Raw genomic sequence first — 20,967 nt, 5'->3', positions numbered from 1 at the left:
GACCGGCCGCCCCTCTGCCTAGGCTGAGAGCGTGTACCGGTTCCTCCTCACGCCCCGCTGGCTGGCACTTCACGTGCTGGTTCTCGTGCTGATCCCCTGCTTCGTGCTGCTGGGACGCTGGCAGTTCGGGCGGTTCGAGGACCGGTCCGCGGCGAGCGACCTGGCCGGCCGGAACCTTGCCGCCGCACCGGTGCCGTTGGAACAGATCGACCGGCCCGGCGCGGACGTGCCCGCGGACCTGCGCTTCCGCGGCGTCACCGTCACCGGCACCTACGACCCCGCGCACGAGCTGCTGGTCAGGCGCCGCGTGCAGAACGGCATGCCGGGCTACTACGTGCTGACCCCGCTGGTGACACCGGGCGGCCCGGCGGTGCTCGTGAACCGGGGCTGGGTGCCGATGGGGCCGACCGCCGAGACCCCGCCGGAGGTGCCCCCGCCGACCACCGGTGAGGTAAGTGTCACCGGCCGGCTACGTCAGGCTGAAACAGAAGACAGCACCGGAATCAGCGATCTACCCGGCCTGCCCGCCGGACAGGTGCTGCTGATCGACACCCCGGGCATCGCCAAGCGCCTGCCGTACCCGGTCTTCGGGGGGTTCGTCGAGCTGGCCGAGCAGCGCCCCGCCGCGGCCTCGGCCCCCGAGCCGGTGCCTGAGCCCGACACGGGCTCCGGCGGCGGGCTCAACCTCGCGTACGGCGTGCAGTGGTGGCTGTTCATCGGCATCGCGATCGGCGGCTGGGTCATGCTGATCCGCCGCGAGGCCCGCGACCTGCGGGAAGGCACGCAGGACGAGCCCGGGGACACCTCCGCCGCCCCCTCGGCCGCCGCCCGCACGGCGCCGGGGTCCTGAGCCCGCGTGGGAACGTGCCATTGAGCTCGGAGAGCATTGACAGTGCCTGTCCGGGATTCGTCATGTTTTCGGGCAGTCACCCGCTGACACCAGGGCGCCTCTCCGCGCGCGAACGGATACCAACCGGAGACCTCCCAGCTTGTCTCGTGTTATTCGTGCGGCATACGGTTTGCTCGTGAACACATCGCTGCCCCCTGACCCCGAGCCCAGGCGGCGCGATTACGTGATCATCAGCGTGGACGATCACCTGATCGAACCCCCGGATCTTTTCGAGGGCCGCCTTCCCGAGAAGTACGCCGAGGCGGCCCCCAAGGTCGTCGAGACCGACGCCGGCCACCAGGTCTGGCGGTACGGCGGCAGCAGCTACCCCTGCGTCGGGCTGGACGCCGGAGCCGGGCTGCCCCGCGAGCAGTGGACGCTGGACCCCGTGCGGTTCGAGGAGATGCGCCCCGGCTGCTACGACATCGAGGCCCGCGTCAAGGACATGGACACCGCCGGCATCTGGGCGGCGATCAACTTCCCCGGCATGCTCGCCGTGCAGTCCGGCATGGCCTTCGCCCGCACCCGCGACCAGAACCTCGGGCTGGCCCTCACCCGGGCGTGGAACGACTGGCACTGCGACGTGTGGGCGGGCACCTACCCCGAGCGCATCATCGCCCTCCAGCTGCCGTGGTTGCCCGACCCCGAGATCGCCGCCAAGGAGATCAGGGCCAACGCCGCCCGCGGCTTCAAAGCGGTGATCTTCCCCGAGTTCCCCACCCGCATGCGCCTGCCGTCCGTGCACACCGGCCACTGGGACCCGTTCTTCGCCGCCTGCGAGGAGACCGGCACCGTCGTCTGCCTGCACACCGGCGCCTCGTCCTGGTCCCCGGTGCCGTCCCCGGACACCCCCATCGAGGCGATCACCACCATGATCCCCGCCAGCGCGATGTTCGCCTGCGCCGACTGGCTGTGGTCCGGCGTCCCCCTGCGCTTCCCGAAGCTACGCATCCTCCTGGTCGAAGGCGGCGTCGGCTGGGTCCCCATGCTGGCCGCCCGCGCCGACTACGCCCTCGACCACCCCGTGGCCGGCGAAGCCACCTGGGAAGGCGGCCTGAAGCCCAGCGAGGTCCTCCGCCGCAACTTCTACTTCGGCACCCTGGACGACTACGCCCTGTCAGGCGTCCGCCTGGCCGTGGGCCTCGAACACGTGGTCCTGGAAAGCGGCTACCCCCGCTCCGAGTCCACCTGGCCCGACGTCCAGCAAACCCTGGCCCGCAACCTCGGCAGCCTCCCCCCGGCGGACATCGCCAGAGTCGCCTACGGCAACGCCGCCCGCCTCTTCGGCCACCCCCTGCCTTCCCGCGCCTGGCTCCTCCAGGAGGAGCTCTAAACCGGTTCCTTCAGGAGAACCGCGACCTGACCGGTGCGTGTCGCCGGAAACAGGCGCGGCGTGCTTCGATCGCGTCTCGTGATTATCACCTCCGGGACAGTCACGGCATCTCCCCTCACCGGAGTTTTCCGGAAGAATAGGAGAAAGCTCTGGCTGCAAGGAAAAACATGTTTCCATCCGTGGGGAAGAAAAATCCGCAAATCATTACAGATGAGGCAATTGTCCGCTACGGCGCCGAAAATATCGTGAGGCAGCTGGCTCCGGAGGAGCTGCCGTTCCTCCCGGAGATCAGCGATGTCTACTTCGCCGATCCAGAGCGGGCGCTGCGGGACGACGCCTCTGGTGACGGCCCGTTGCGGTTCGGCGGCGCCGAGCTGGTCGATCTGCTGTCGATCGTGGCGCTGGCGGTCATGACCGCCGTCACCGATCACATGGTGCGCGACGCACTGGAACACGTGAAACCGTCGGCGGTCCCCGGCACGCTGCGGCGGTTGTTCGGCGCCGGGAGAACGGCGGGCGACGAGCACGGCGGCGCGGCGCCCGGCGAACCGGGGTCACTGCCGTCCCCGCCGGTGTCACTGACGACCGAGCAGCTCTCCCGGGTGCGTGGGGTCGCCATGGAGGTGGCACACTCGGCCGGCACGGGGTGCCGGCCGAGAAGGCCGAAGTGATCGCCAACGCGGTCGTCGCCATGCTTCTCCCGGGTGCCGCCCCAGGCACCGTTCAGGCAGGGACAGCGGACGACGGACGGGACGGCTGACGAACAGGGTGGGGACGGCGTGTTCCGGGGAGCGCGCCGTCCCGGGCGAGCATGGTTCCGCGGGAGGTAGCGATGGCGGACAGCACCCATGGCGGGAAGCCGGCCGATGAACGTCCGCCGGACATGGCGCGTGGCGTTCCCGCCCCGGCGGGAATGGACCACGACCGGGATCGGCATGCGGCGGGACGATCCGGGATCACCGAACTGCCGAATGTCCCCGAATACCGGCCTCCCGCAGGAACGACGATCCGGTTCATCCTGCTCATTCTCGCGGTCACAGCCGGCGGGTTATGGGCATTCACCCCGATTTACTATTTGGTTCCGGCGAAGTTGGAGTCGTATCTCCTGGGAGTGTGGAACTGCTTCGAGATCATCCCGGGAGCTCAGGAGCCGTGGGACCTGAGCGACCCCGCAAAAATCCGCGAGTACGAGCTGATGAGGCGGGCCCTGGAGAGCTGCCAGCGTCCTGCCTTCCTCGATGCCGCCGCCTGGGTGGTGCTGGGGATGGCGTTGCTGTACGGCCTCGCGCTGGTGCTCTACTGGCTTCACCCCTGGTGGATCATCCGGCGAGGCCGGCTCCACCCTCTCGACCCGGTGCGCCACCGGTCGGTCGCCGCCACCCTGGAACGTGCGCGCATGCGTATGCGCCTCACCCGGCCGCCCACGTGGCTGCTCGCCCCCCATCCCCGGAGGTCCGACGCGCAGGCGTTCGGACGGTTCGGACGGCGCTGCATCGCGCTCGATCTCGGCCTGGCCGTACGGCTGTCGCGAGGGGACCCGCAGGCGGAGGCGATCGTGCTGCACGAGCTGGCCCATCTGCGCAACCGCGACGTGGACAAGACGTACCTGTCCATCTGCCTGTGGCGGTCCTTCCTCGTCGTGGTCGCCGCCCCGGTCGTCGCCCTGGCCGTCTACCACGCACTGCCCTGGACCGCTCCAGTGCTCCGGCTGCCGGCGGACCTGGTCATCGCCGGTCTCGACGCGCCGCCCAGCGTGACAGGCGACCGGAGCGTCGTCCGGTTCCACACCGCGATCGACGTGGTGTTCGCCTTTGTCGACCCCTACGTGTTCGGCCTGATCCCCGTGCTGACCGTGCTGGTCTACCTGGCGCGGAACGCGGTCCTGCGGGCGCGTGAGATCGAGGCGGACGGCACGGCCGCGCACGAGGGCGCCGCGGCGCGACCGCTGGTCGCGGTGCTGTCAGGCAGGACGCGGGCAGCGAAGGCGCCCCGGTGGGCGCCGTTCGGCAGCCATCCGGCGCCCGGCCGCCGCGCCCATCTGATCGAGCACCCGGCAGGGGCCCTGCGGCCCTCCCTGCCCGAGTTCGCCATGATCGGGCCGATCGTCGGCCTGCTCGCGGTCAACGTGCAGTTGCTTGTCTCCCAGCAACTCCTGCTGACCTTCCGGTGGGTGAACACCCTGTTGGCCGACCTCGTCACCGCGCTTCTGATCGGTCCCTTGCTCGCGGGGCTGCTCACCGTGTCCCTGTGGCGGGCTGCCGTGCCGACGGCCCGGCGCGCGGCGTCGTCGTTGTGGACGGGGGCCCCGCTCGTCCTGGCCGCGGGTTTCCTCGCCGGGTCCCTGCTGCCGTTCTTCGTCCAGCGCCTCGGGTTCGACGCGGGGGGCGGCGCCGCGAGCGAGATCGCGGCAATGGACTGGAGCCAGGTGGCGGTGACCGGCGTGCTGCTCGCCGCCGGTGCGTTGGTCCTCTCCACCTGGTTCCTGTCGGTGACGTTCCGGCTCCTGTCCGAGGACGACGGCCGGAGATGGACGATGCCCGCCGTCACCGCGGCGGCGGTGGTGGCCGGCACCGCCTGGTTCAGCGCCTGGTACACGTTCCGCGACACCGACGCCGAGGGGATCTGGCGGCCCTTCTTCCGCTACGAAATGCCCCCCGGCGATCACTGGTACGACGCATGGGCCTACGTGAGCGGGGTGTCCTTCCCGGTGCTCGACGGTGTGACGGCCAACCCCCTGACCCTGCCCGGCCTGACCCTCCTGTGGCTGGTGCCGGTCCACGCCCTGGCCCGGTCCGGGAGGCTGGGCAGCCTGCGAGGGCCTCTGCTCGTCGGAGCCGCCGGTGGCGTGCTCGTTCTCGCCGCCGGTCTGGTGCTTCCTCTCGTGGCCCAGGCCGCCCTGCCCGAAGCGGTACGCCACGGCGGCACCCTCGAAGGGGAGTTCTGGACCTTCAAGGAGGTGTACCGGCACACCTGCGTGTGGATCGCCGTCATCGGGCAGGCGGCCGTGGCGGCCGTCACGGCGGCGATCAGCACCCGGCTACGGCCGGTTCTGACCCTCCTCGCCGTGTCGCTGACCGGCCTGATCGGCACGGCGGGCGTGGTCACCAGTCACGCCGTGGCGGGGTGTGTCAACCTGTTCGGCGGCGGACAGGGCCGGTGCCTGCCCGCGGTGAGCGCGCAGGTGGCCGGCGACCTCCACGTCATCGCGGTGCTCGGCGTGGTCGCGGCCGTGCCGGCGGCGGCTCTCGGGGTCGTGCTGTCCGTGGCCGTCCGGCGATGGCGCGGCAGGGCCGGCGCCCTCACCATGCCGTCGGTCCCCGTCCGGCTGCCGGCTCCGGTGACGGTGACGCTGACCGTGCTCGCGCTGGCCTTTCTCGTGGCCGCGGCGGTCCACTCGCCCGAGGTCGTGCGGCTGTGGACGTCCTGGGTCGGCGGGCCGGGGGCGGAGAGCGGCGTCATCTATCCCACGCAGTAGCCACCATGGCGCAGGTGGGGTGTCGCACCGAGGACGCCGCCTCCGTGCGGCGCGTCAGCCGGAACGCCGTGGCGGGACCTGTGGGGGCCGGTGGCCGTCGTCCGGGAGGACCTGGCCCTGGACCAGGTGGCGTTCCCAGTCGAGGTAGCGGCCGCTTTCGCCGAGCATGGAGCCCATCAGCCACAGGAACGCGCCGAAGTCGTCGGTGACGCCGATCAGTGGCAGGAATTCCGGGATCAGGTCGATCGGGGAGACGATGTACACGATCCCGAGGCCCATCAGGGCGAGCTTGCGCTTGCTCAGGCCGCCGTACTCCCCGCGCAGGGTGCCGCCGATCATCCTCGGCAGCGCCCTGACCCGGGCCATCAGGCCGGGCGAGCCCGGCCGGGTAACGTCACGGTAGGTCCGCCATGTCGCGGCGGCGCGTCCAGCCTTGCCCATCGTGGCCACCTTTTGTCGTCCGTCCCCGCGCTCGCGGCCCCTACCCCGCGTGCTTCCCGTTAACGCACGGCCGCCGCGGCGGAGTTCCGCGGCCTCAGGACGCGGTGGGCGCCAGGGCACGGACGGCCTCGGGGACGGTGACCTCGCCGACGGGGATGGGCGCCAGCACGGGAGTGGTCAGGCCGCTCGCCACGTACTCCCGGACGCGGGCCCGGCAGGTCGCCGCGTCGCCGTGCACGATCAGGGCGTCCACCACCTCGTCGGGGATGGCCTTGAGTGCCGCGCGGCGGTCGCCCGCCGCCCACGCCTCACTCATCGGCCGCAGCGCCTCACCGCGGCCGAGCCACTCGTGGAACGCCGCGTACGCGGGCACGGTGAGGTACGCGGCCAGCATGCGCTTCCCGAGCTCCCTGACCCGGTCGGCGTCCTCGCTGACGCAGACGAACAGGCGGGCGGCCAGCTCGGTGTCCGGCCCGATCTCGGCCCGCACCTTCCGCACGTCCTCGGGCGACAGCCAGTTGGTGACGGCGCCGTCGGCCTCCTCGGCGGCCAGGTGCAGCATGCGCGGCCGCAGCGCGGCCAGCATGATCTTCGGCGCCACCTTCGGCGCCCGGTCCAGCCGGAAGCCGGACACCGCGAACGTCTCGTACCGCTCGGTCACCTTCTCACCGGTGAGCGCCCTGCGCAGGAACCGCAGCGTGTCACGCGTGCGGCCGTACGGCGCGGCGAACGTCCCCGCGTTCCACCGCTCCACGATGACCGGCGAGGAGGCCCCGATGCCGAGCACGAACCGCCCTGGCGCGACGTCGGCCATGGTGGCGGCGGACATGGCCAGCAGGCCGGGGCCCCGCGTGGACACCGGCACGATGGCGGTGCCGAGCCGCAGCTCGGGCGCCCAGCCGGCGGCGAGGGCGAGGGGCAGGAAACCGTCGTTGCCGCTGACCTCCGCGGACCACGCGTCGGTGTACCCGAGACCGGCCAGCTCGCCCACCAGGTCACCGGACTCGGCGATCACCCGGTCGAGGAACGGGATCGTGACACCCCAGCGATTCACTGTCCACCTCCTGGCGCACGACCATACCAACCGGACGGTATGCCGAACAGACCTTTGTTCTACCACGACGCCCCGGACCGCTCACGCCCGCAACTCCCGCACTGCCGTCAAGAAGTCCTTCGTCACCCCTCGCAACCCCGGCACATGGGACAACCCCACCAGCCGGTCGACGAGCGGCACCATCACGTCGATCAGCCGGTACGTGCGCTCGCACCCCGGCGACCCGTCGTGCACCCAGAACAACACCACACCGAGCCACGACAACCACAACAACTCGGGCAGCTCCACACGCAACTCCGCGTCGATCTTGTGGTCCCGCGAGCCCTCCACCACCTCGCGGTACACCCGGATGGCCGCCTCCCGCGCCGGGGTCGACTCCCCGCTGAACGGGCTGAGCGGGTTGTCCGGCTCCGAGGCGTGCTTGAAGAACTTCACCGCGAACTCGTGGTACGGCTCGGACACCTCGACCCAGGCACGCAGCACCCCGCGCAGCCGGACCGCGAACGCCCGCTCGCGGGCGAGCAGATCGGCGCACGCCGCCTCGTGCTCGGACTGCGCCTGGTCGTAATACGCCTGGATCAACTGCTCCTTGGAGGAGAAGTAGTAGTAGGCGTTCCCCACCGAGACGCCCGCCTCGGCGGCGATGACCCGCATCGTCGTCGCCTCGTATCCCCGCTCCTTGAACAGGCGAAGGGCCGTCTCGACGATGACCTGCCGGGTCTTTTCTCCCCCACGCGCTCTCGGCGTCGAATCGGCCACGGGCCCACTGTACGACCCGGAGACGGTCAAGGTCACAGACGCACAGCATGGCCGCCATATTCCGACCAAAACCCACAGAGCAGTGGAGTCGTCACTTTCCGCGGGTGGGATAGATCCTCTTGGCGGAGGGGCGCCCGTGCAACAGAGGATCTATATGGGTTCGCATCCCGGTACACGGGGGCCCGCGTGGCTTGGTGCCAGCGCGCTGCTCGCCGTGCAGATCACGATGACCGCGCTGGCCTCGGCCCCGGTGCCCGCCTCGGCCGACGGCAGCTCGGCCGTGTCGAGGAGTCTTCCGGCCCACGCGCGCGTCGGGCTGTACTCGTCACCCGGCCTGGAGGCCGGCCACGCCGCCCGCACGTGGCGCAGGGCCGAGCACACCGAGGCCGCTCCGGCGCACCGGCTCGCCCGCCAGGGCAAGCAGGCCAAGGCCCAGCGCAAGCCGGCCTCCGGAACGGCGAAAGCCGCCAAGGCCCCTGAAGGGACGAAAGCCACCACAGCTACCAAGAAGGCCAAAGCTTCGGCCAGTGCGGCCAAGGCAAGGAAGGCATCGAAGGCTGTTAAAGCCGTGAAGGCCACAAAGGCCCTCAAGGCCGCCAAGGCCGTCGAGGCGTTGAAGGCACGCCTGGTGACCGGACGGGTCAGCCCGGTGTTGTGGCGGCAGCACCAGCTCTTCCGGGACCTTCGGCTCCCGCACCAGCAGGCGGCGAACCGGCTCAAACACGCGGGCCTCGGTTGGCGTTCCTCAGGGAACTGCGTCGACCGGCACCGTCCCACCTGCACGTCGCTGGACCGGGTGCGGCTCGGCACGCTCTGGGGTGTCGTCGACCTGAAGCGCCGCAGCGGCTGCCGCGTCGTCGTCACCGGCGGCACCGAGACCGGGCACGCGCACGGCCCGCGCAGCCACGGCAGCGGCTACAAGATCGACATCGAGCACAACAAGTGCATCGACCGGTTCATCCGCGGCAAGAGGTCCGGCACCGTCAGAGGAGACGGCGCCGGCCTCTACCACGAGTACCGGCCGACCGGTCACACGGTGTACGCCGACGAGCCCAGCCACTGGGACATCGCCTTCACCTGACGCCCCGGCCCGGCGGCGGTCAGGAGGTGAACTCCCGGGCGACCAGCTCGGCGATCTCCGCGGTGTTCAGCGCCGCGCCCTTGCGCAGGTTGTCACCGCAGACGAACATGTCGAGCGTGTTCGGGAAGTCCAGCGCCTGACGGATGCGGCCGACGTAGGTCGGGTCGGTGCCGACCACGTCGGCCGGAGTCGGGAACACGCCGTTCTCCGGGTCGTCGAGCACGACCACGGTGGGCGCCGCCTCCAGCACCGCGCGGGCGTCCGCGACCGTCACCGGCCCGGCGAAGGTCGCGTGCACCGCCAGCGAGTGGGTGGTCACGACAGGGACCCGCACGCAGGTGGCGGACACCTTCAGGTCGGGGATGCCGAGGATCTTGCGGGACTCGTTGCGGACCTTCAGCTCCTCGGAGTACCAGCCGTCGCCCTTGTACGACCCGGCGGCCGGCACCACGTTGAGCACCAGCGGCGCGGGGAACGGCGAGTCCACGAGGTCCGGCACGGTCTTGCGCACGTCACCGGCCACGGTGCCGAGCGTGCGGTTGCCCGCGACCGCCTCGATCTCCTCGTACAGCCGCGCGGGGCCGGTGACCCCCGCCCCTGACACCGCCTGGTAGGACGCCACGACCAGCTCGCGCAGGCCGTACGCCCGGTGCAGCGCGCCGAGGGCGGCCATCATCGACAGCGTGGTGCAGTTCGGGTTGGAGATGATGCCCTTCGGCCGGGCACCCACCTGCTCGGCGTTGCACTCGGGCACCACCAGCGGCACGTCGGGGTCCATGCGGAACGCCCCGGAGTTGTCGACGACCACCGCGCCACGGGACGCGGCGACCGGCGCCCACTCGGCGGACACCTCGTCCGGCACGTCGAACATCGCGACGTCCACGCCGTCGAACGCCTCGGGGGTCAGCGCGACCACCGCGACGTCCTCGCCACGCACCCGCAGCAACTTGCCCGCCGACCGCGCCGACGCGATGAGCCTGATCTCGCCCCACACGTCGGGCCGGCCGGACAGGATGTCCAGCATCACGGTGCCGACGGCGCCGGTCGCGCCGACGACGGCCAGGGTGGGCTTGCGCTGCTCGCTCATCGACCGGTCCCCCCGTACACGACGGCCTCGACCTGGTCGGCGTCGAGGTCGAACGCGGCGTGCGCGGCGGTGACCGCGGCGTCCACTTCGTTCTGGCCGACGATGACCGAGATGCGGATCTCCGAGGTGGAGATCATCTCGATGTTGACCCCGGCGTCGGCCAGCGCGCCGAAGAACTTCGCGGTGACCCCCGGGTGCGAGCGCATGCCCGCGCCGACGAGGGACACCTTGCCGATCTGGTCGTCGAACAGGATCTTCTCGAACCCGATCTGGTCCTGGATGCGCTTGAGCGCCGTGACCGCGACCGTGCCGTCCGCGGACGGCAGCGTGAACGAGATGTCGGTGCGGGCCGTGGCCGCCGCCGAGATGTTCTGCACGATCATGTCGATGTTGATCTCGGCGTCGGCCAGGGTGCGGAAGATCGCGGCCGCCTCTCCCACCTTGTCGGGGACGCCGACCACTGTGATCTTCGCCTCGCTCCGGTCGTGCGCGACACCGGAGATGATCGGCTGTTCCATCTCGTTTCCTTCATCAGTGTTGGGAGCGGAGACGACCCACGTGCCTTCCTTGCTGCTGAACGAGCTACGGACATGGATCGGCAGGTCGAAACGGCGGGCGTACTCCACGCACCGCAGGTGGAGGATCTTGGCGCCGCACGCGGCCATCTCCATGGCCTCCTCGTAGGAGATGCGCGGGATCTGGCGCGCGGCCGCGACGATGCGCGGGTCGGCGGTGAAGATGCCGTCGACATCGGTGTAGATCTCGCAGACGTCGGCGCCGAGCGCCGCCGCCAGCGCGACGGCCGTGGTGTCGGAACCGCCGCGGCCGAGAGTGGTGATGTCCTTGGTGTCCTGCGAGACGCCCTGGAAGCCCGCGACGATCGCGATCTGCCCGCCGTTCACCGCCTCCTGGATGCGGCCCGGGGTCACGTCGATGATGCGCGCCTTGCCGTGCGTCGAGTCGGTGATCACACCGGCCTGGGAACCGGTGAACGACCGCGCCTGGTGGCCGAGGTTGGCGATGGCCATGGCGAGCAGCGCCATCGAGATGCGCTCGCCCGCGGTCAGCAGCATGTCCAGCTCGCGGCCCGGGGGCAGCGGCGACACCTGCTGCGCGAGGTCGAGCAGCTCGTCCGTCGTGTCGCCCATCGCGGACACGATCACCACGACATCGTTGCCGGCTTTTTTCGTCGCGACGATCCGCTGGGCGACCCGCTTGATGCGGGCGGCGTCGGCGACGGAGGAACCACCGTACTTTTGGACAACGAGCGCCACGGGATGTCTCCCCAAGGGTTCAGACAGCGGAGCTCACAGTCTATCGACGCCCTTGGAAGGGCCGAATCGAATAACCACCATGTGGACGGATCAGGCGATCGTGGACTCCTCCACCACGTCAAGACGGGCGTGGGCCACCAGAGCCTGCAGGGCCCGCATGGCCGCGCCGGCGTGGTTGCCCCAGGTGTTGAAGTACGAGAACTGCCACCACCACAGGGCCTCCAGCGGACGGCCGGCGCGGTAGTGGCCGAGGCCGTGCACGAGGTCCGCGGCGACGGCGGCGAGATCGTCCGACAGGCGGTACGGCGTGACGACCGTGTCCTTGTAGGGGTCGAACACCTCGGCGTAGTCGTCGACCTCGCCCAGGTGGGTGGCGAGTGCGGTGCGCACACCGTCGAGGTCGGGGTCCGGGCCGGTGGCCGGCTCGAAATTGCCCTGCAGGATCACGTCCTCGGCCGCGCCGAGCTGCGCGCCCGCCAGGCTGACCTGCGAGACCTCGACGAGCAACATGGGGAGGATGGCGTCGCCGCCCTCACCGCCCGCCAGCCGGGTCAGGCCGTCGAGGTAGTTCTGCGCGTGTGCCGCGACGCGATCGGCGAGCGCCTTCCACTCGTCAGACATCCAGCAGCCTCCGTCCTTCGAAAGCGCGGCCCAATGTGACCTCGTCTGCGTATTCGAGGTCGCCGCCCACGGGCAGACCGCTGGCCAATCGTGTCACTTTCAAACCCATCGATTTGACGAGCCTTGCGAGATAAGTGGCCGTCGCCTCGCCCTCCAGGTTGGGGTCGGTGGCGATGATCAGCTCGGTGATCTGGCCGTCCGCGAGCCGCGTCATCAGCTCACGGATGCGCAGATCGTCCGGCCCGACGCCCTCGATCGGGCTGATCGCGCCGCCGAGCACGTGGTAGCGGCCGCGGAACTCCCGGGTCTTCTCGATGGCGACGACATCCTTGGACTCCTCCACCACGCAGATGACGTGGGGGTCGCGGCGGGCGTCCCGGCAGATGCGGCACTCCTCCTCGGCCGCGACGTTGCCGCAGACACGGCAGAAGCGCACCTTCTCCTTGACCTCGAGGAGGGCGTGCGCGAGCCGTTTCACGTCGGCCGGGTCGGCGGCCAGCAGGTGGAACGCGATCCGTTGCGCGCTCTTCGGACCGACGCCGGGGAGCAGCCCGAGCTCGTCGATCAGGTTCTGGACGACGCCTTCATACATGGCCGCTAGAACCCCGGCAGTTGGAGTCCGCCCCCGCCGAGCCCCTGCGCGAGCGGCCCGAGCTTCTCCTGCTGAAGGTCACCCGCCGCCCGTACCGCGTCGCGCACCGCCGCGATCACCAGATCGGCGATCGTGTCCGCCGTCTCCTGCGGATCACCGGGATCTACCGCCGCCGGGCTGATCCTCAGCTCCAGCAGCTCCCCCCCGCCGTTGACCGTGGCGACCACCAGCCCCCCACCGGCCGACCCCTCGACCTGTGCGTCGTTCAGCTCCTGCTGAGCCGTAGCGAGCTGCTGCTGCATGAGCTGCGCCTGCTCCAGCAACTGCTGGAGATTGACATCACCTGGATTCACGATCGTGCGCTCCTCATGACTTCCGCGTGTCCCCCGAGCCTACGGCGTCCCCCACCTCCCCCCCCCCGCCGCCCCCCGCCAGGAATCCCCCCCCCCCCCCCCCCCCCCCCCCCCCCCCCCCCCCCCCCCCCCCCCCCCCCCCCCCGCGCCCCCCCCCCCCCCCCCCCCCCCCCCACCCACCCCCCCCCCCGCCCCCCCCCCCCCCCCCCCCCCCCCCCCCCCCCCCCCCCCCCCCCCCCCCCCCCCCCCCCCCGCCCCACCCCCCCCCCCCCCCCCCCCCCCCTCCCCACACTTCACCAACCCCCCCGCCCCACCCCGTGCACAACCGCAAGCCGCTCCCCGTTGGGCAACTGGCCGTAGGCCACCCCACGGCCGGACGCCACACCTCAGAACGCCGGCCCCACCCGTCCCCATGGCGCCGCGGGGCGAACACCACGACGGCGGAGGACGGCGCTGTGTGCGGCGGGAAACCGGACGGACACCGTGACGGGTCAGGAGTGGTCGATCTCGTTGATGACGGTGCCGCCGAGTTCGCGCTGGACCAGGGCCATCCCGGTCAGCTCGTCGGTGTCGGCGTCGGCGTCGTTGTCGGGATCGACCTCATCGGCCTCCCCCGAGGGCGCGGTGGAGCGGCCGGGAACGGCGTCGGGCCAGCCGTGGGCCGCCGACTTGGGCGGGCGGGACTGGGCGGCCTGGGCGGCGGAGCGCGCGGCGGCGAAACCCGAGCCGGGGCCGGGACCCGGGCCCTCGTCGTCAGAGGGGGCGTCGGGCCAGGACTCGTCCACGGGAGGCGGCGCCTGCGTCCTCACCGGGGCGGGCTCAGGCGCCGGAGCGCGTTGCGGCTGGGGCGACGGCGCGGGGCGAGGCTGCCGTACGGCCGGCGCGGAGGCGGGCGGACCGGCCGTCCCTCCGTTGCCGAGCACGGCCTCCACCCGCCAGTTGCCGCCGAGAACCTCGCCGATGGCGGACGCGACCACACTGTCCTTGCCACCGTTGACGAAGTAACGCTGAGCACCGACCTGGGTGTACGCGAGCGTGACCAGATCACCTTCGACCCCGACCACCCGGGCGTTGGTGTTGACGTTCGCCCACACGGCGGGCGAGCGCCGTTTGAGCATCTCGAGAATCTGCGGCCACGCCTGCTGAACGGCACCACCACCCGCCGGAGCCCTCACCGGCGCAGGAGCCGGCGCCTCCTCCGTCGGCCGCGGCGCGCCGGCCCGTACGGCGGCGGGCCACTCCTCGGCGGCACGCTCCTCCACGCCCCCGGAGTCCGCACGGCGCGAAGGATCGCCGGCCGCCCGAGCCGGAGGCGGCGGCACCGCCACGTCCTGCGGCGGGACCACGGCCCCACCCTGCGGCTGCGCCAGCACCTCCGGATCGCCTGCCGGGGAAGACGGCACCGCGCGAGGGGCAGCAGCCACGACCCCCCCACGCTCCAGCCGCTCCAACCGCGCCAGCAACGCCGACTCTCCCTGCCCCGCCCCGGGAAGCAGCACCCGCGCGCACATCAACTCCAGCAGCAACCGAGGCGACGTGGCCCCCCGCATCTCGGTCAGCCCCGCGTTGAACACCTCAGCGGCCCGCGTCAGCTCAGCCGGCCCCATCGAGGCCGCCTGCCCCGTGAGCCGCTCCAGCTCGTCCCCCGGCCGGTCCAGCAACCCGCTGCCCGCCGCGTCGGGAACGTTGGCCAGCACCACGAGATCCCGGAACCGCTCGAGCAGATCCATGGCGAACCGCCGCGGATCGTGCCCCCCCTCGATCACCCGGTGCACGGCCCCGAAGACCCGCCCGCCGTCCCGCGCCGCGAACGCCGCGATCATCTCGTCCAGCAGATCGCCGTCGGTGTACCCGAGCAGCGACACCGCCCGCGCGTACGTGATCCCCGCCTCGTCCGCCCCCGCGAGCAACTGGTCCAGGATCGACAACGAGTCACGGGCCGACCCCGCTCCCGCCCGCACCACCAGCGGCAGGGCCGCCGCCTCGTACGGCACCGACTCCGACCGGAGGATCTCCTCCAGCAACCCCCGCAGCGTCCCCGGCGGCATCAGCCGGAACGGATAGTGGTGCGTGCGGGACTTGATGGTCCCGATGACCTTCTCAGGCTCGGTCGTCGCGAACACGAACTTGAGGTGCGGCGGCGGCTCCTCGACGAGCTTCAGCAGCGCGTTGAACCCCTCACGGGTCACCATGTGCGCCTCGTCGATGATGTAGATCTTGAACCGCGCGGACACCGGCGCGAAGAACGCCCGCTCCCGCAGATCACGCGCGTCGTCCACACCACCGTGCGACGCCGCGTCGATCTCGATCACATCGAGGTGCCCCGCCCCGGTGGGCGCCAGCGCCACACACGAGTCACATTCGCCGCACGGATCGGGCGTGGGCCCCTTCTCGCAGTTCAGCGACCGTGCCAGGATGCGCGCACTGGACGTCTTCCCGCACCCGCGCGGCCCGCTGAAGAGATAAGCGTGGTTGATCCGCCCCGTGCTGAGCGCCTGCCGCAACGGCTCGGTGACGTGCTCCTGTCCCTTGACCTCAGCGAACGTCCCAGGGCGGTATTTGCGGTAGAGGGCGAGACTCATGCCGTCTCCTCGCCTAGGGGGCCGGAGTGTCAACCGCCGAAGAGCCGCGCCGGCCGGCGCCCGCCATTCCCCCCGCGACGCCCTTGCACGCGACACCGTCCCGGTTCCCCGGCGACGAGACCCCTCGCACACCCGCCAGAGCCCGCTTATCCTTGCTGCCTTCCGGCCCTGGGGAGGTTCACAGGATGACGCCATGCGAGGGGTCCTGAAACAGTCTAGCCCCGCCCAGCACCACTCGCGGCCTTCCCGCCCCGAACCCTCTCTCGACTTCCCTCCACCCTCCACCCGGACGATTCCCCGTAAACCCTGGTCTCCACCGACCCGGAAGTCCGGTAAGCTTCTCGGCGGAGGATTCGCCTAGTTGGCCTAGGGCGCACGCTTGGAAAGCGTGTTGGGGGCAACCCCTCAGGAGTTCGAATCTCCTATCCTCCGCGCTTGGTTGAGCAGCAAGAACGCGTAGGGCCCGGGTAGATCCAACCCGGGCCCTACGTGTGTCTGGGCCTCAGTCAGGCGTCCGACTGGGCATGACGCCGGAAGTGGCTCCTACGAGCCCCGCAGCCGGCAGGTCACCGCCGTGGAGCCGTCGGCGGTGATGATCAGCCAGCGTCCCCCCGGCTCGGCGCCGGTCATCCAGGGGTACGCCGAGTCCCTCCCGGTCCCTGACAAGTCGTTCGACGCCGCGATGGCCATCCTCACCGTCCACCACTGGACCGACGCGGCGGCCGGCCTCGCCGAGCTGCGGCGAGTGTCCGACCGGCAGATCGTCCTCACCTGGGACCCCGCCGTCACCGCACGATTCTGGCTGGTCGACGAGTACCTCCCGCAGATCGCCGAAGCGGAGGCCGGACTCGCCTGTCTCGACGTCGTCCAGAGTTGGTTCCGGCGCGAGGGCGCACGAGTGAGCGTCATCCCCGTGCCGGTGCCGGCCGACTGCACGGACGGCTTCCTGGGCGCGTACTGGAGCCGGCCGCACTCCTACCTCGACCTCCACGTCCGTGCCGCCATCTCCTCCCTGGCCAGTCTCGACCAGCACCTTGTCGGGCACGCGATGCGACGCCTCGATATGGACCTCACCACTCGACGCTGGCACGAACGACACGAAGATCTCCTCGACGCCGACACCCTCGACCTCGGCTATCGCCTCGTCACGAGCACGTGACCACCCCGTGGTCACACAGGGCCGTTGAGATCGCCTCCCCCATGGGGTTCGTCGCTCAGTGCCCGCCGGCGGTGGCCCTTCACCCCAGGTCATGGGGTACGTTCATGCGGACCGCGGTCTGTCCGGTTCCGTTCTCACGTCTGGGCGCATGGCACTCCTCTTCATTCTTCTCCTGCTGCTGACACTCTGCTGGCCACTGATCGCAGTGGCGGGGCCGGCGCTGGCGGCGCTGGCCGGGTACCTCTACTTCCGCGCGTCCGCGAAGCGGGGAGCCGTCTGGGCGGTCATGGCCGCCGCGGGGGCCATCGCGGTCGCCACCTATGGATACGGTCTCGCCGGCACGACCTTCGGCGCGGTGACGGACCCCGGCGACCGGTGTCACGTCGCGCGGCACGATCTCTACTCACCGGGCCATCAGGGGCCGGCCGGCGGCGTCCAGACCATGTGGCCCCTTCACGACACCACCTGCGGGCCTGACCTCGTTCCCGGCTTCGTCAATCCCCTGGTGACGGGGGCCACGGGACTGTTCGTAGTCCTCTTGCTGATCATGACGGTGGCGGGGGTCCGGTCACGACGCGGGAGCCGGCGAAGCTAGTGCCGTCGCGTTCACGGGCCGGTGGAGGGGGTGGAGTGGGCGGGGGGCGGGACGGGGCAGGTGGGGGTGAGGGCCAAGGTCAGGCCGGTGGTGGTGGCGGCGGTCAGGGCCAGGGCGGCCATCAGGGGGGCGCGGGACCTGGTGAGGTCTTTCAGCCAGGCCGTCGTGGACATCACGGGGGTGCTGCGGTGGAAGTACGCGGGGGGTGGGAGGTCTGGCGGCATGGTGGTCACCCCGTCGGATGTCGAGAATCGGTGATCAGCGGGGAATGTAACGAGGGGTGGCCGCTGCTTCATGATCACGCGCGGGGATGTGGGGGTTCCTTGGGTGGGGGCGGGGGAGTGGTTGACGGGGTGGGGGGAGTGAGCTGGGAGGACGCCCGGATTTGCATGATCGATTGGCTGGGGGGCACTCAAAGGGGGACACCCGGTCGGCGGGTGGGACAAAGGGGTTCAGAGCGATGGACTTCAGGGATAATGTCGATCTTGATGCCTCGCAGGTCGAGAACCGTGGTGGTGGCGGGATCGGCAAGGGCGGGATCGCCATCGGAGGCGGCGCGGCGGGGATCATCGCGTTGATCGCGGCGCTGCTGTTCGGGGTCAACCCGGGGGACATCATGGGCGGCGGCGGGAGCGACCCAGGGGGCGTGCAGCCGACGTCGGACCTCGCCGACAAGTGCCGGACCGGGGCGGACGCGGACCAGTCGGAGGAGTGCCGGGTGGTCGGCATCGTGAACAGCATCCAGCAGTACTGGGGCGGCGCCTTCGACCAGGAGGGGTCGGGCGGCTACACCCCGGCGAGGACCGTGTTGTTCTCCCAGGCGGTCAGCACGGGGTGCGGGCAGGCAAGCTCGCAGGTCGGGCCGTTCTACTGCCCGAGCGACCAGAGGGTGTACCTCGACCTGACCTTCTTCGACGAGCTGCAGAGCCGGTTCGGCGCCAAGGGCGGCCCGTTCGCGCAGGCGTACGTCATCGCGCACGAGTACGGTCACCACGTGCAGAACCTGCTCGGCGCCATGGAGAAGGCCCAGGGCGACCAGCAGGGCCCGGACAGCGGGTCCGTACGGCTGGAGCTGCAGGCCGACTGCTACGCGGGCGTCTGGGCGAAGAACGCGGTGAGCACCGGGTTCTACGATAAGGACTTCACCCGGGCCGAGATCCAGGAGGCCCTGGACGCCGCCGCGGCCGTCGGTGACGACCGGATCCAGGAACGCAGCCAGGGCCGCGTCGATCCCGAGGCGTTCACCCACGGCACATCGGAGCAGCGGATGAAGTGGTTCACCACGGGCTACGAGTCGGGCGCCCCGGGCCGGTGCGACACCTTCTCCGGTGATATCTGACCCAGCGCAAGGTCATCGAGGACCCATCGGCACGGCTGATGCTCGAACCTCTCTTAAACTGACTAGCGTGATCTTTAAGTCAGTCGGCGAAGGACGCCCTTACCCAGAGCATGGTCTGTCGCATCGTGAATGGGCGCAGATCCCGCCGCGCCAGGTGCGGCTGGACACGCTGACCACCACCAAGGCCGTGCTCGACCTGCACTCGCTCCTCGCCAAGGACTCGACGTTCTACGGCGACCTGTTCCCCCATGTCGTGCAGTGGCGCGGGGAGCTGTACCTCGAGGACGGCCTGCACCGCGCGCTGCGGGCGGCGCTGCACCAGCGTTCCGTACTGCACGCACGGGTCCTGGACGTCGACGCGCCCGCCGGACAGGAGGCGGACAGCGAATGAGTCGCGTACACCGCAGGTAAAAGAGTTCCCGTCCCGCCCCGCCGCCCGGCCCGCGCTTCCTAAGCTGCCACCGTCGCAGGGGCGACACTGAACTCGACCTCGGGCGGATACCAATGCGAGATGTGACGCAGATCGTGGCGCAGGTCCGTGAAGAGCTCGCCGCAGAGCTGCGCGACCGGGTGCGGAGCCGGCTGCGCGAGCAACCCGCGGAGTGGCTGGTCGACCAGCTCATGGCGCTGGTCCTGCGGCCGGAGGACACCGGGTACACCATCCCGCGGCAGGTGCCGCGCGGCCCGGCCGCCGGCGAGGGCCTGCCTCTCCTCCCGTCCTGCGAGAACGACGCCACGCAGACGCCGCCCGAGCGGGACGGCGACGACGACCCCACCCACCGCTGAGCCCCGGCCACCGGGGTCGCCCCGCGAGGGGAAGTCCCTCCGGGGCGACGGAGCACCGGTGTCCGGACGGCGGTCAGCGACCGCCGTGCGACTTGTGTTTCCCGCTGCCGTGTTTCTTGTGCTTGCCGCTGCTGTGCTTCTTGTGTTTCCCGCTGCTGTGCTTCTTGTACTTGCCGCTGCTGTGCTTCTTGTTCTTCTTTTTCTTGTGACCGTTGTTCTTGCAGCGCTTGCCCTTGCAGGGCGCCTGCAGGCCGGTCCCGGGCGCGGAGGACGCCGCGGCGACGGCGGGGCTCGTGGTGGAGGCGGCGGCGGAGTTCAGGGCCAGTGCCCCGGGGATGACCAGGGCGGAGGCCACCAGGGCGCCTGCGGCGAGAGTATGTCTGAGCATATGAGATCACTCCGAATCGAGTGGTCGGTCCCAGGCTTTCCCGGGCGCTCGGAGCGTCGTATTCGGTATTCCACGAAAACGACGCCGAAAATATCCAATATCACCTTAACCTGGAGAAATACAGCGAAGAGCCCGGCAGCGGCAAAGCCTTGGTCGGGGCATTCGCCGGAAATTCTTGAATCCAAGGGGCATTCGCCAGATGCGGAGAGGGAACGCCCGCCGCGGTTAATTCGCTTGACGCGGCGAGGCGCTCCTGGCAAGCCTTGCTCCGTGCTGGTACGACGAGAGAACCCCGCCGACGTCCCCGAGATCCACACCCTCCACCTCGCCGCGTTCGCCGGCATGTACGCCCCGGGCGCGACCCCGCCGGAGGCCGGCCTGGTGGACGCGCTGCGCGCCTGCGACGGATGGCTGCCCGAGTTGTCGCTGGTCGCCGAGGACCCCGGCGGCGCGGTGATCGGTCATGTCGTGTGCACCCGGGCCCACGTGGGCACGCGACCGGCCCTCGGCCTCGGCCCGCTCGGCGTGCGGCCCGGCCACCAGCGCAAGGGCGTCGGCCACGCCCTCATGCACGCCGTGCTCGGCGCGGCCGACGCGCTGGGCGAGCCCCTGGTCGTGCTGCTCGGCCACCCCGACTATTACCCGCGCTTCGGCTTCCGCCCCGCGGCCGATCTCGGTGTCACCCCGCCGGAGCCCGGCTGGGCCCCCCACTTCCAGGCCCGCCCGCTCACGACGTACACCCCCGAGCTGCGCGGCCCCTTCACGTACGCCGCGCCGTTCCAGGACCTGTGACCACCGCGGAGAACGACGAAGGGCCTCCCCCCGGTCGCGCCCGGTCGGAGGCCCTTCGTCGCTGGCGGTGGAGGTGGGATTTGAACTCCCACAGCGCCCGTCTGGCCGCGTAGGAACCCGTAGGACCCCGTAGGCGTTTCGCCACCAAAACAGCACCTTGCTTTACCCGCCGTTCGGCCCTGTCGGACCAAGTAGGACCGTGTTGGTGACCGACTCTGTGACCAATCGGCGCCGAACGATCACTTAGAGCTCCTAACAGAATGATCTCTGTTGTGCTTTGATCTCTCGCTGTAGCGGTGGCGAGAGGGGTGGGTCGTGGCGCGGCTGAAGCCGTGGGAGGTCAGTGACGAGTTATGGGCGGTCATCG

General features: G+C 70.7%; 21 protein-coding genes, 1 tRNA gene, 1 other RNA gene and 1 pseudogene. 12 read left to right on the top strand and 12 right to left on the bottom strand.

Annotated features, from left to right (window positions below; genetic code table 11):
- The first annotated feature begins 31 nt into the window (after positions 1-31).
- The 4 genes from ABGB17_RS35720 (at position 32) to ABGB17_RS35705 (ending at position 5,697) form a co-directional block, all read left to right on the top strand.
- A complete protein-coding gene (locus ABGB17_RS35720) occupies positions 32-850 on the top strand; it encodes an SURF1 family protein (protein WP_347638202.1) in 819 nt (272 codons plus the stop codon).
- 175 nt (positions 851-1,025) lie between these two features.
- Complete coding sequence (locus ABGB17_RS35715) at positions 1,026-2,222, top strand: amidohydrolase family protein (protein ID WP_347638201.1); 1,197 nt, start codon at positions 1,026-1,028, stop codon at positions 2,220-2,222.
- 245 nt (positions 2,223-2,467) lie between these two features.
- Positions 2,468-2,893 carry a hypothetical protein gene (locus ABGB17_RS35710; RefSeq protein WP_347638199.1) on the top strand — a complete coding sequence of 142 codons (426 nt, stop codon included), beginning with the start codon at positions 2,468-2,470 and terminating at the stop codon, positions 2,891-2,893.
- Between the two features lie 419 nt (positions 2,894-3,312).
- Entirely contained in the window at positions 3,313-5,697 is a 2,385-nt protein-coding gene (locus ABGB17_RS35705) for a M48 family metalloprotease (RefSeq protein ID WP_347638197.1), read from the top strand.
- A 54-nt stretch (positions 5,698-5,751) separates the two neighbouring features.
- Here ABGB17_RS35705 and ABGB17_RS35700 read toward each other — a convergent pair whose 3' ends face one another.
- The 3 genes from ABGB17_RS35700 to ABGB17_RS35690 form a co-directional block, all read right to left on the bottom strand.
- Positions 5,752-6,138, bottom strand: a complete 387-nt coding sequence (locus tag ABGB17_RS35700; RefSeq protein ID WP_347638195.1) for a YkvA family protein — start codon at positions 6,136-6,138, stop codon at positions 5,752-5,754.
- A 94-nt stretch (positions 6,139-6,232) separates the two neighbouring features.
- The gene (locus tag ABGB17_RS35695) at positions 6,233-7,192 is read right to left on the bottom strand and encodes an LLM class F420-dependent oxidoreductase (protein WP_347638193.1); all 960 of its coding nucleotides are present in this window, start codon (positions 7,190-7,192) and stop codon (positions 6,233-6,235) included.
- Between the two features lie 81 nt (positions 7,193-7,273).
- Complete coding sequence (locus ABGB17_RS35690; protein WP_347638191.1) at positions 7,274-7,951, bottom strand: TetR family transcriptional regulator; 678 nt, start codon at positions 7,949-7,951, stop codon at positions 7,274-7,276.
- A 154-nt stretch (positions 7,952-8,105) separates the two neighbouring features.
- On the opposite strand from ABGB17_RS35690, the gene ABGB17_RS35685 reads away from it, so the two are divergent.
- Positions 8,106-9,032, top strand: coding sequence for a hypothetical protein (locus ABGB17_RS35685; protein WP_347638189.1), 927 nt, complete (start codon positions 8,106-8,108; stop codon positions 9,030-9,032).
- 19 nt (positions 9,033-9,051) lie between these two features.
- On the opposite strand, the gene ABGB17_RS35680 is transcribed toward ABGB17_RS35685, so the two are convergent.
- The 7 genes from ABGB17_RS35680 to ffs all read right to left on the bottom strand — a co-directional run bounded on the left by ABGB17_RS35680 (position 9,052) and on the right by ffs (position 15,749).
- Positions 9,052-10,119: an aspartate-semialdehyde dehydrogenase gene (locus tag ABGB17_RS35680; protein ID WP_347638187.1), complete on the bottom strand. Its 1,068-nt coding sequence runs from the start codon at positions 10,117-10,119 to the stop codon at positions 9,052-9,054.
- Entirely contained in the window at positions 10,116-11,393 is a 1,278-nt protein-coding gene (locus ABGB17_RS35675) for an aspartate kinase (protein ID WP_347638185.1), read from the bottom strand. Before ABGB17_RS35675 ends, ABGB17_RS35680 begins: the two co-directional genes overlap by 4 nt.
- 90 nt (positions 11,394-11,483) lie before the next feature.
- Positions 11,484-12,014: a DUF5063 domain-containing protein gene (locus tag ABGB17_RS35670; RefSeq protein WP_347638183.1), complete on the bottom strand. Its 531-nt coding sequence runs from the start codon at positions 12,012-12,014 to the stop codon at positions 11,484-11,486.
- Positions 12,007-12,606 (bottom strand): recombination mediator RecR, encoded by a 600-nt coding sequence (recR, locus tag ABGB17_RS35665; RefSeq protein WP_347638181.1) that lies wholly within the window; start codon positions 12,604-12,606, stop codon positions 12,007-12,009. The genes ABGB17_RS35670 and recR overlap by 8 nt, the downstream gene beginning before the upstream one ends.
- A gap of 5 nt (positions 12,607-12,611) precedes the next feature.
- Positions 12,612-12,959 (bottom strand): YbaB/EbfC family nucleoid-associated protein, encoded by a 348-nt coding sequence (locus ABGB17_RS35660; protein ID WP_347638179.1) that lies wholly within the window; start codon positions 12,957-12,959, stop codon positions 12,612-12,614.
- 491 nt (positions 12,960-13,450) lie between these two features.
- Positions 13,451-15,541, bottom strand: coding sequence for a DNA polymerase III subunit gamma and tau (locus tag ABGB17_RS35655; protein ID WP_347638177.1), 2,091 nt, complete (start codon positions 15,539-15,541; stop codon positions 13,451-13,453).
- 112 nt (positions 15,542-15,653) lie between these two features.
- Positions 15,654-15,749: signal recognition particle sRNA small type (ffs, locus tag ABGB17_RS35650), an RNA gene on the bottom strand.
- Positions 15,750-15,887: 138 nt separating this feature from the next.
- On the opposite strand from ffs, the gene ABGB17_RS35645 reads away from it, so the two are divergent.
- The 3 genes and pseudogenes from ABGB17_RS35645 to ABGB17_RS35635 all read left to right on the top strand — a co-directional run bounded on the left by ABGB17_RS35645 (position 15,888) and on the right by ABGB17_RS35635 (position 17,295).
- Positions 15,888-15,973 (top strand) — tRNA-Ser (locus ABGB17_RS35645).
- A 124-nt stretch (positions 15,974-16,097) separates the two neighbouring features.
- Positions 16,098-16,700 (top strand): annotated as a pseudogene (locus ABGB17_RS35640) (class I SAM-dependent methyltransferase); the annotation flags it as partial.
- A 148-nt stretch (positions 16,701-16,848) separates the two neighbouring features.
- Positions 16,849-17,295 carry a hypothetical protein gene (locus tag ABGB17_RS35635; RefSeq protein ID WP_347638175.1) on the top strand — a complete coding sequence of 149 codons (447 nt, stop codon included), beginning with the start codon at positions 16,849-16,851 and terminating at the stop codon, positions 17,293-17,295.
- 11 nt (positions 17,296-17,306) lie between these two features.
- Here ABGB17_RS35635 and ABGB17_RS35630 read toward each other — a convergent pair whose 3' ends face one another.
- A complete protein-coding gene (locus tag ABGB17_RS35630; protein ID WP_347638173.1) occupies positions 17,307-17,519 on the bottom strand; it encodes a hypothetical protein in 213 nt (70 codons plus the stop codon).
- Between the two features lie 236 nt (positions 17,520-17,755).
- On the opposite strand from ABGB17_RS35630, the gene ABGB17_RS35625 reads away from it, so the two are divergent.
- The 3 genes from ABGB17_RS35625 (at position 17,756) to ABGB17_RS35615 (ending at position 19,420) form a co-directional block, all read left to right on the top strand.
- Positions 17,756-18,634 (top strand): neutral zinc metallopeptidase, encoded by an 879-nt coding sequence (locus ABGB17_RS35625; protein WP_347638171.1) that lies wholly within the window; start codon positions 17,756-17,758, stop codon positions 18,632-18,634.
- A gap of 67 nt (positions 18,635-18,701) precedes the next feature.
- Positions 18,702-19,025 carry a type II toxin-antitoxin system VapB family antitoxin gene (locus ABGB17_RS35620; protein ID WP_347638169.1) on the top strand — a complete coding sequence of 108 codons (324 nt, stop codon included), beginning with the start codon at positions 18,702-18,704 and terminating at the stop codon, positions 19,023-19,025.
- Between the two features lie 122 nt (positions 19,026-19,147).
- Complete coding sequence (locus ABGB17_RS35615; protein ID WP_347638167.1) at positions 19,148-19,420, top strand: hypothetical protein; 273 nt, start codon at positions 19,148-19,150, stop codon at positions 19,418-19,420.
- Positions 19,421-19,493: 73 nt separating this feature from the next.
- Here the strand turns inward: ABGB17_RS35615 and ABGB17_RS35610 are convergent, their stop codons facing one another.
- Complete coding sequence (locus ABGB17_RS35610) at positions 19,494-19,808, bottom strand: hypothetical protein (protein WP_347638165.1); 315 nt, start codon at positions 19,806-19,808, stop codon at positions 19,494-19,496.
- A 270-nt stretch (positions 19,809-20,078) separates the two neighbouring features.
- Here ABGB17_RS35610 and ABGB17_RS35605 point away from each other — a divergent pair, with 270 nt between their 5' ends.
- Complete coding sequence (locus tag ABGB17_RS35605) at positions 20,079-20,600, top strand: N-acetyltransferase (protein WP_347638163.1); 522 nt, start codon at positions 20,079-20,081, stop codon at positions 20,598-20,600.
- Positions 20,601-20,967: the final 367 nt, after the last annotated feature.

Source organism: Sphaerisporangium sp. B11E5 (genome assembly GCF_039871875.1).
Taxonomy (GTDB): Bacteria; Actinomycetota; Actinomycetes; order Streptosporangiales; family Streptosporangiaceae; genus Sphaerisporangium.
This window is presented reverse-complemented; position numbering and strand designations above follow the sequence as displayed.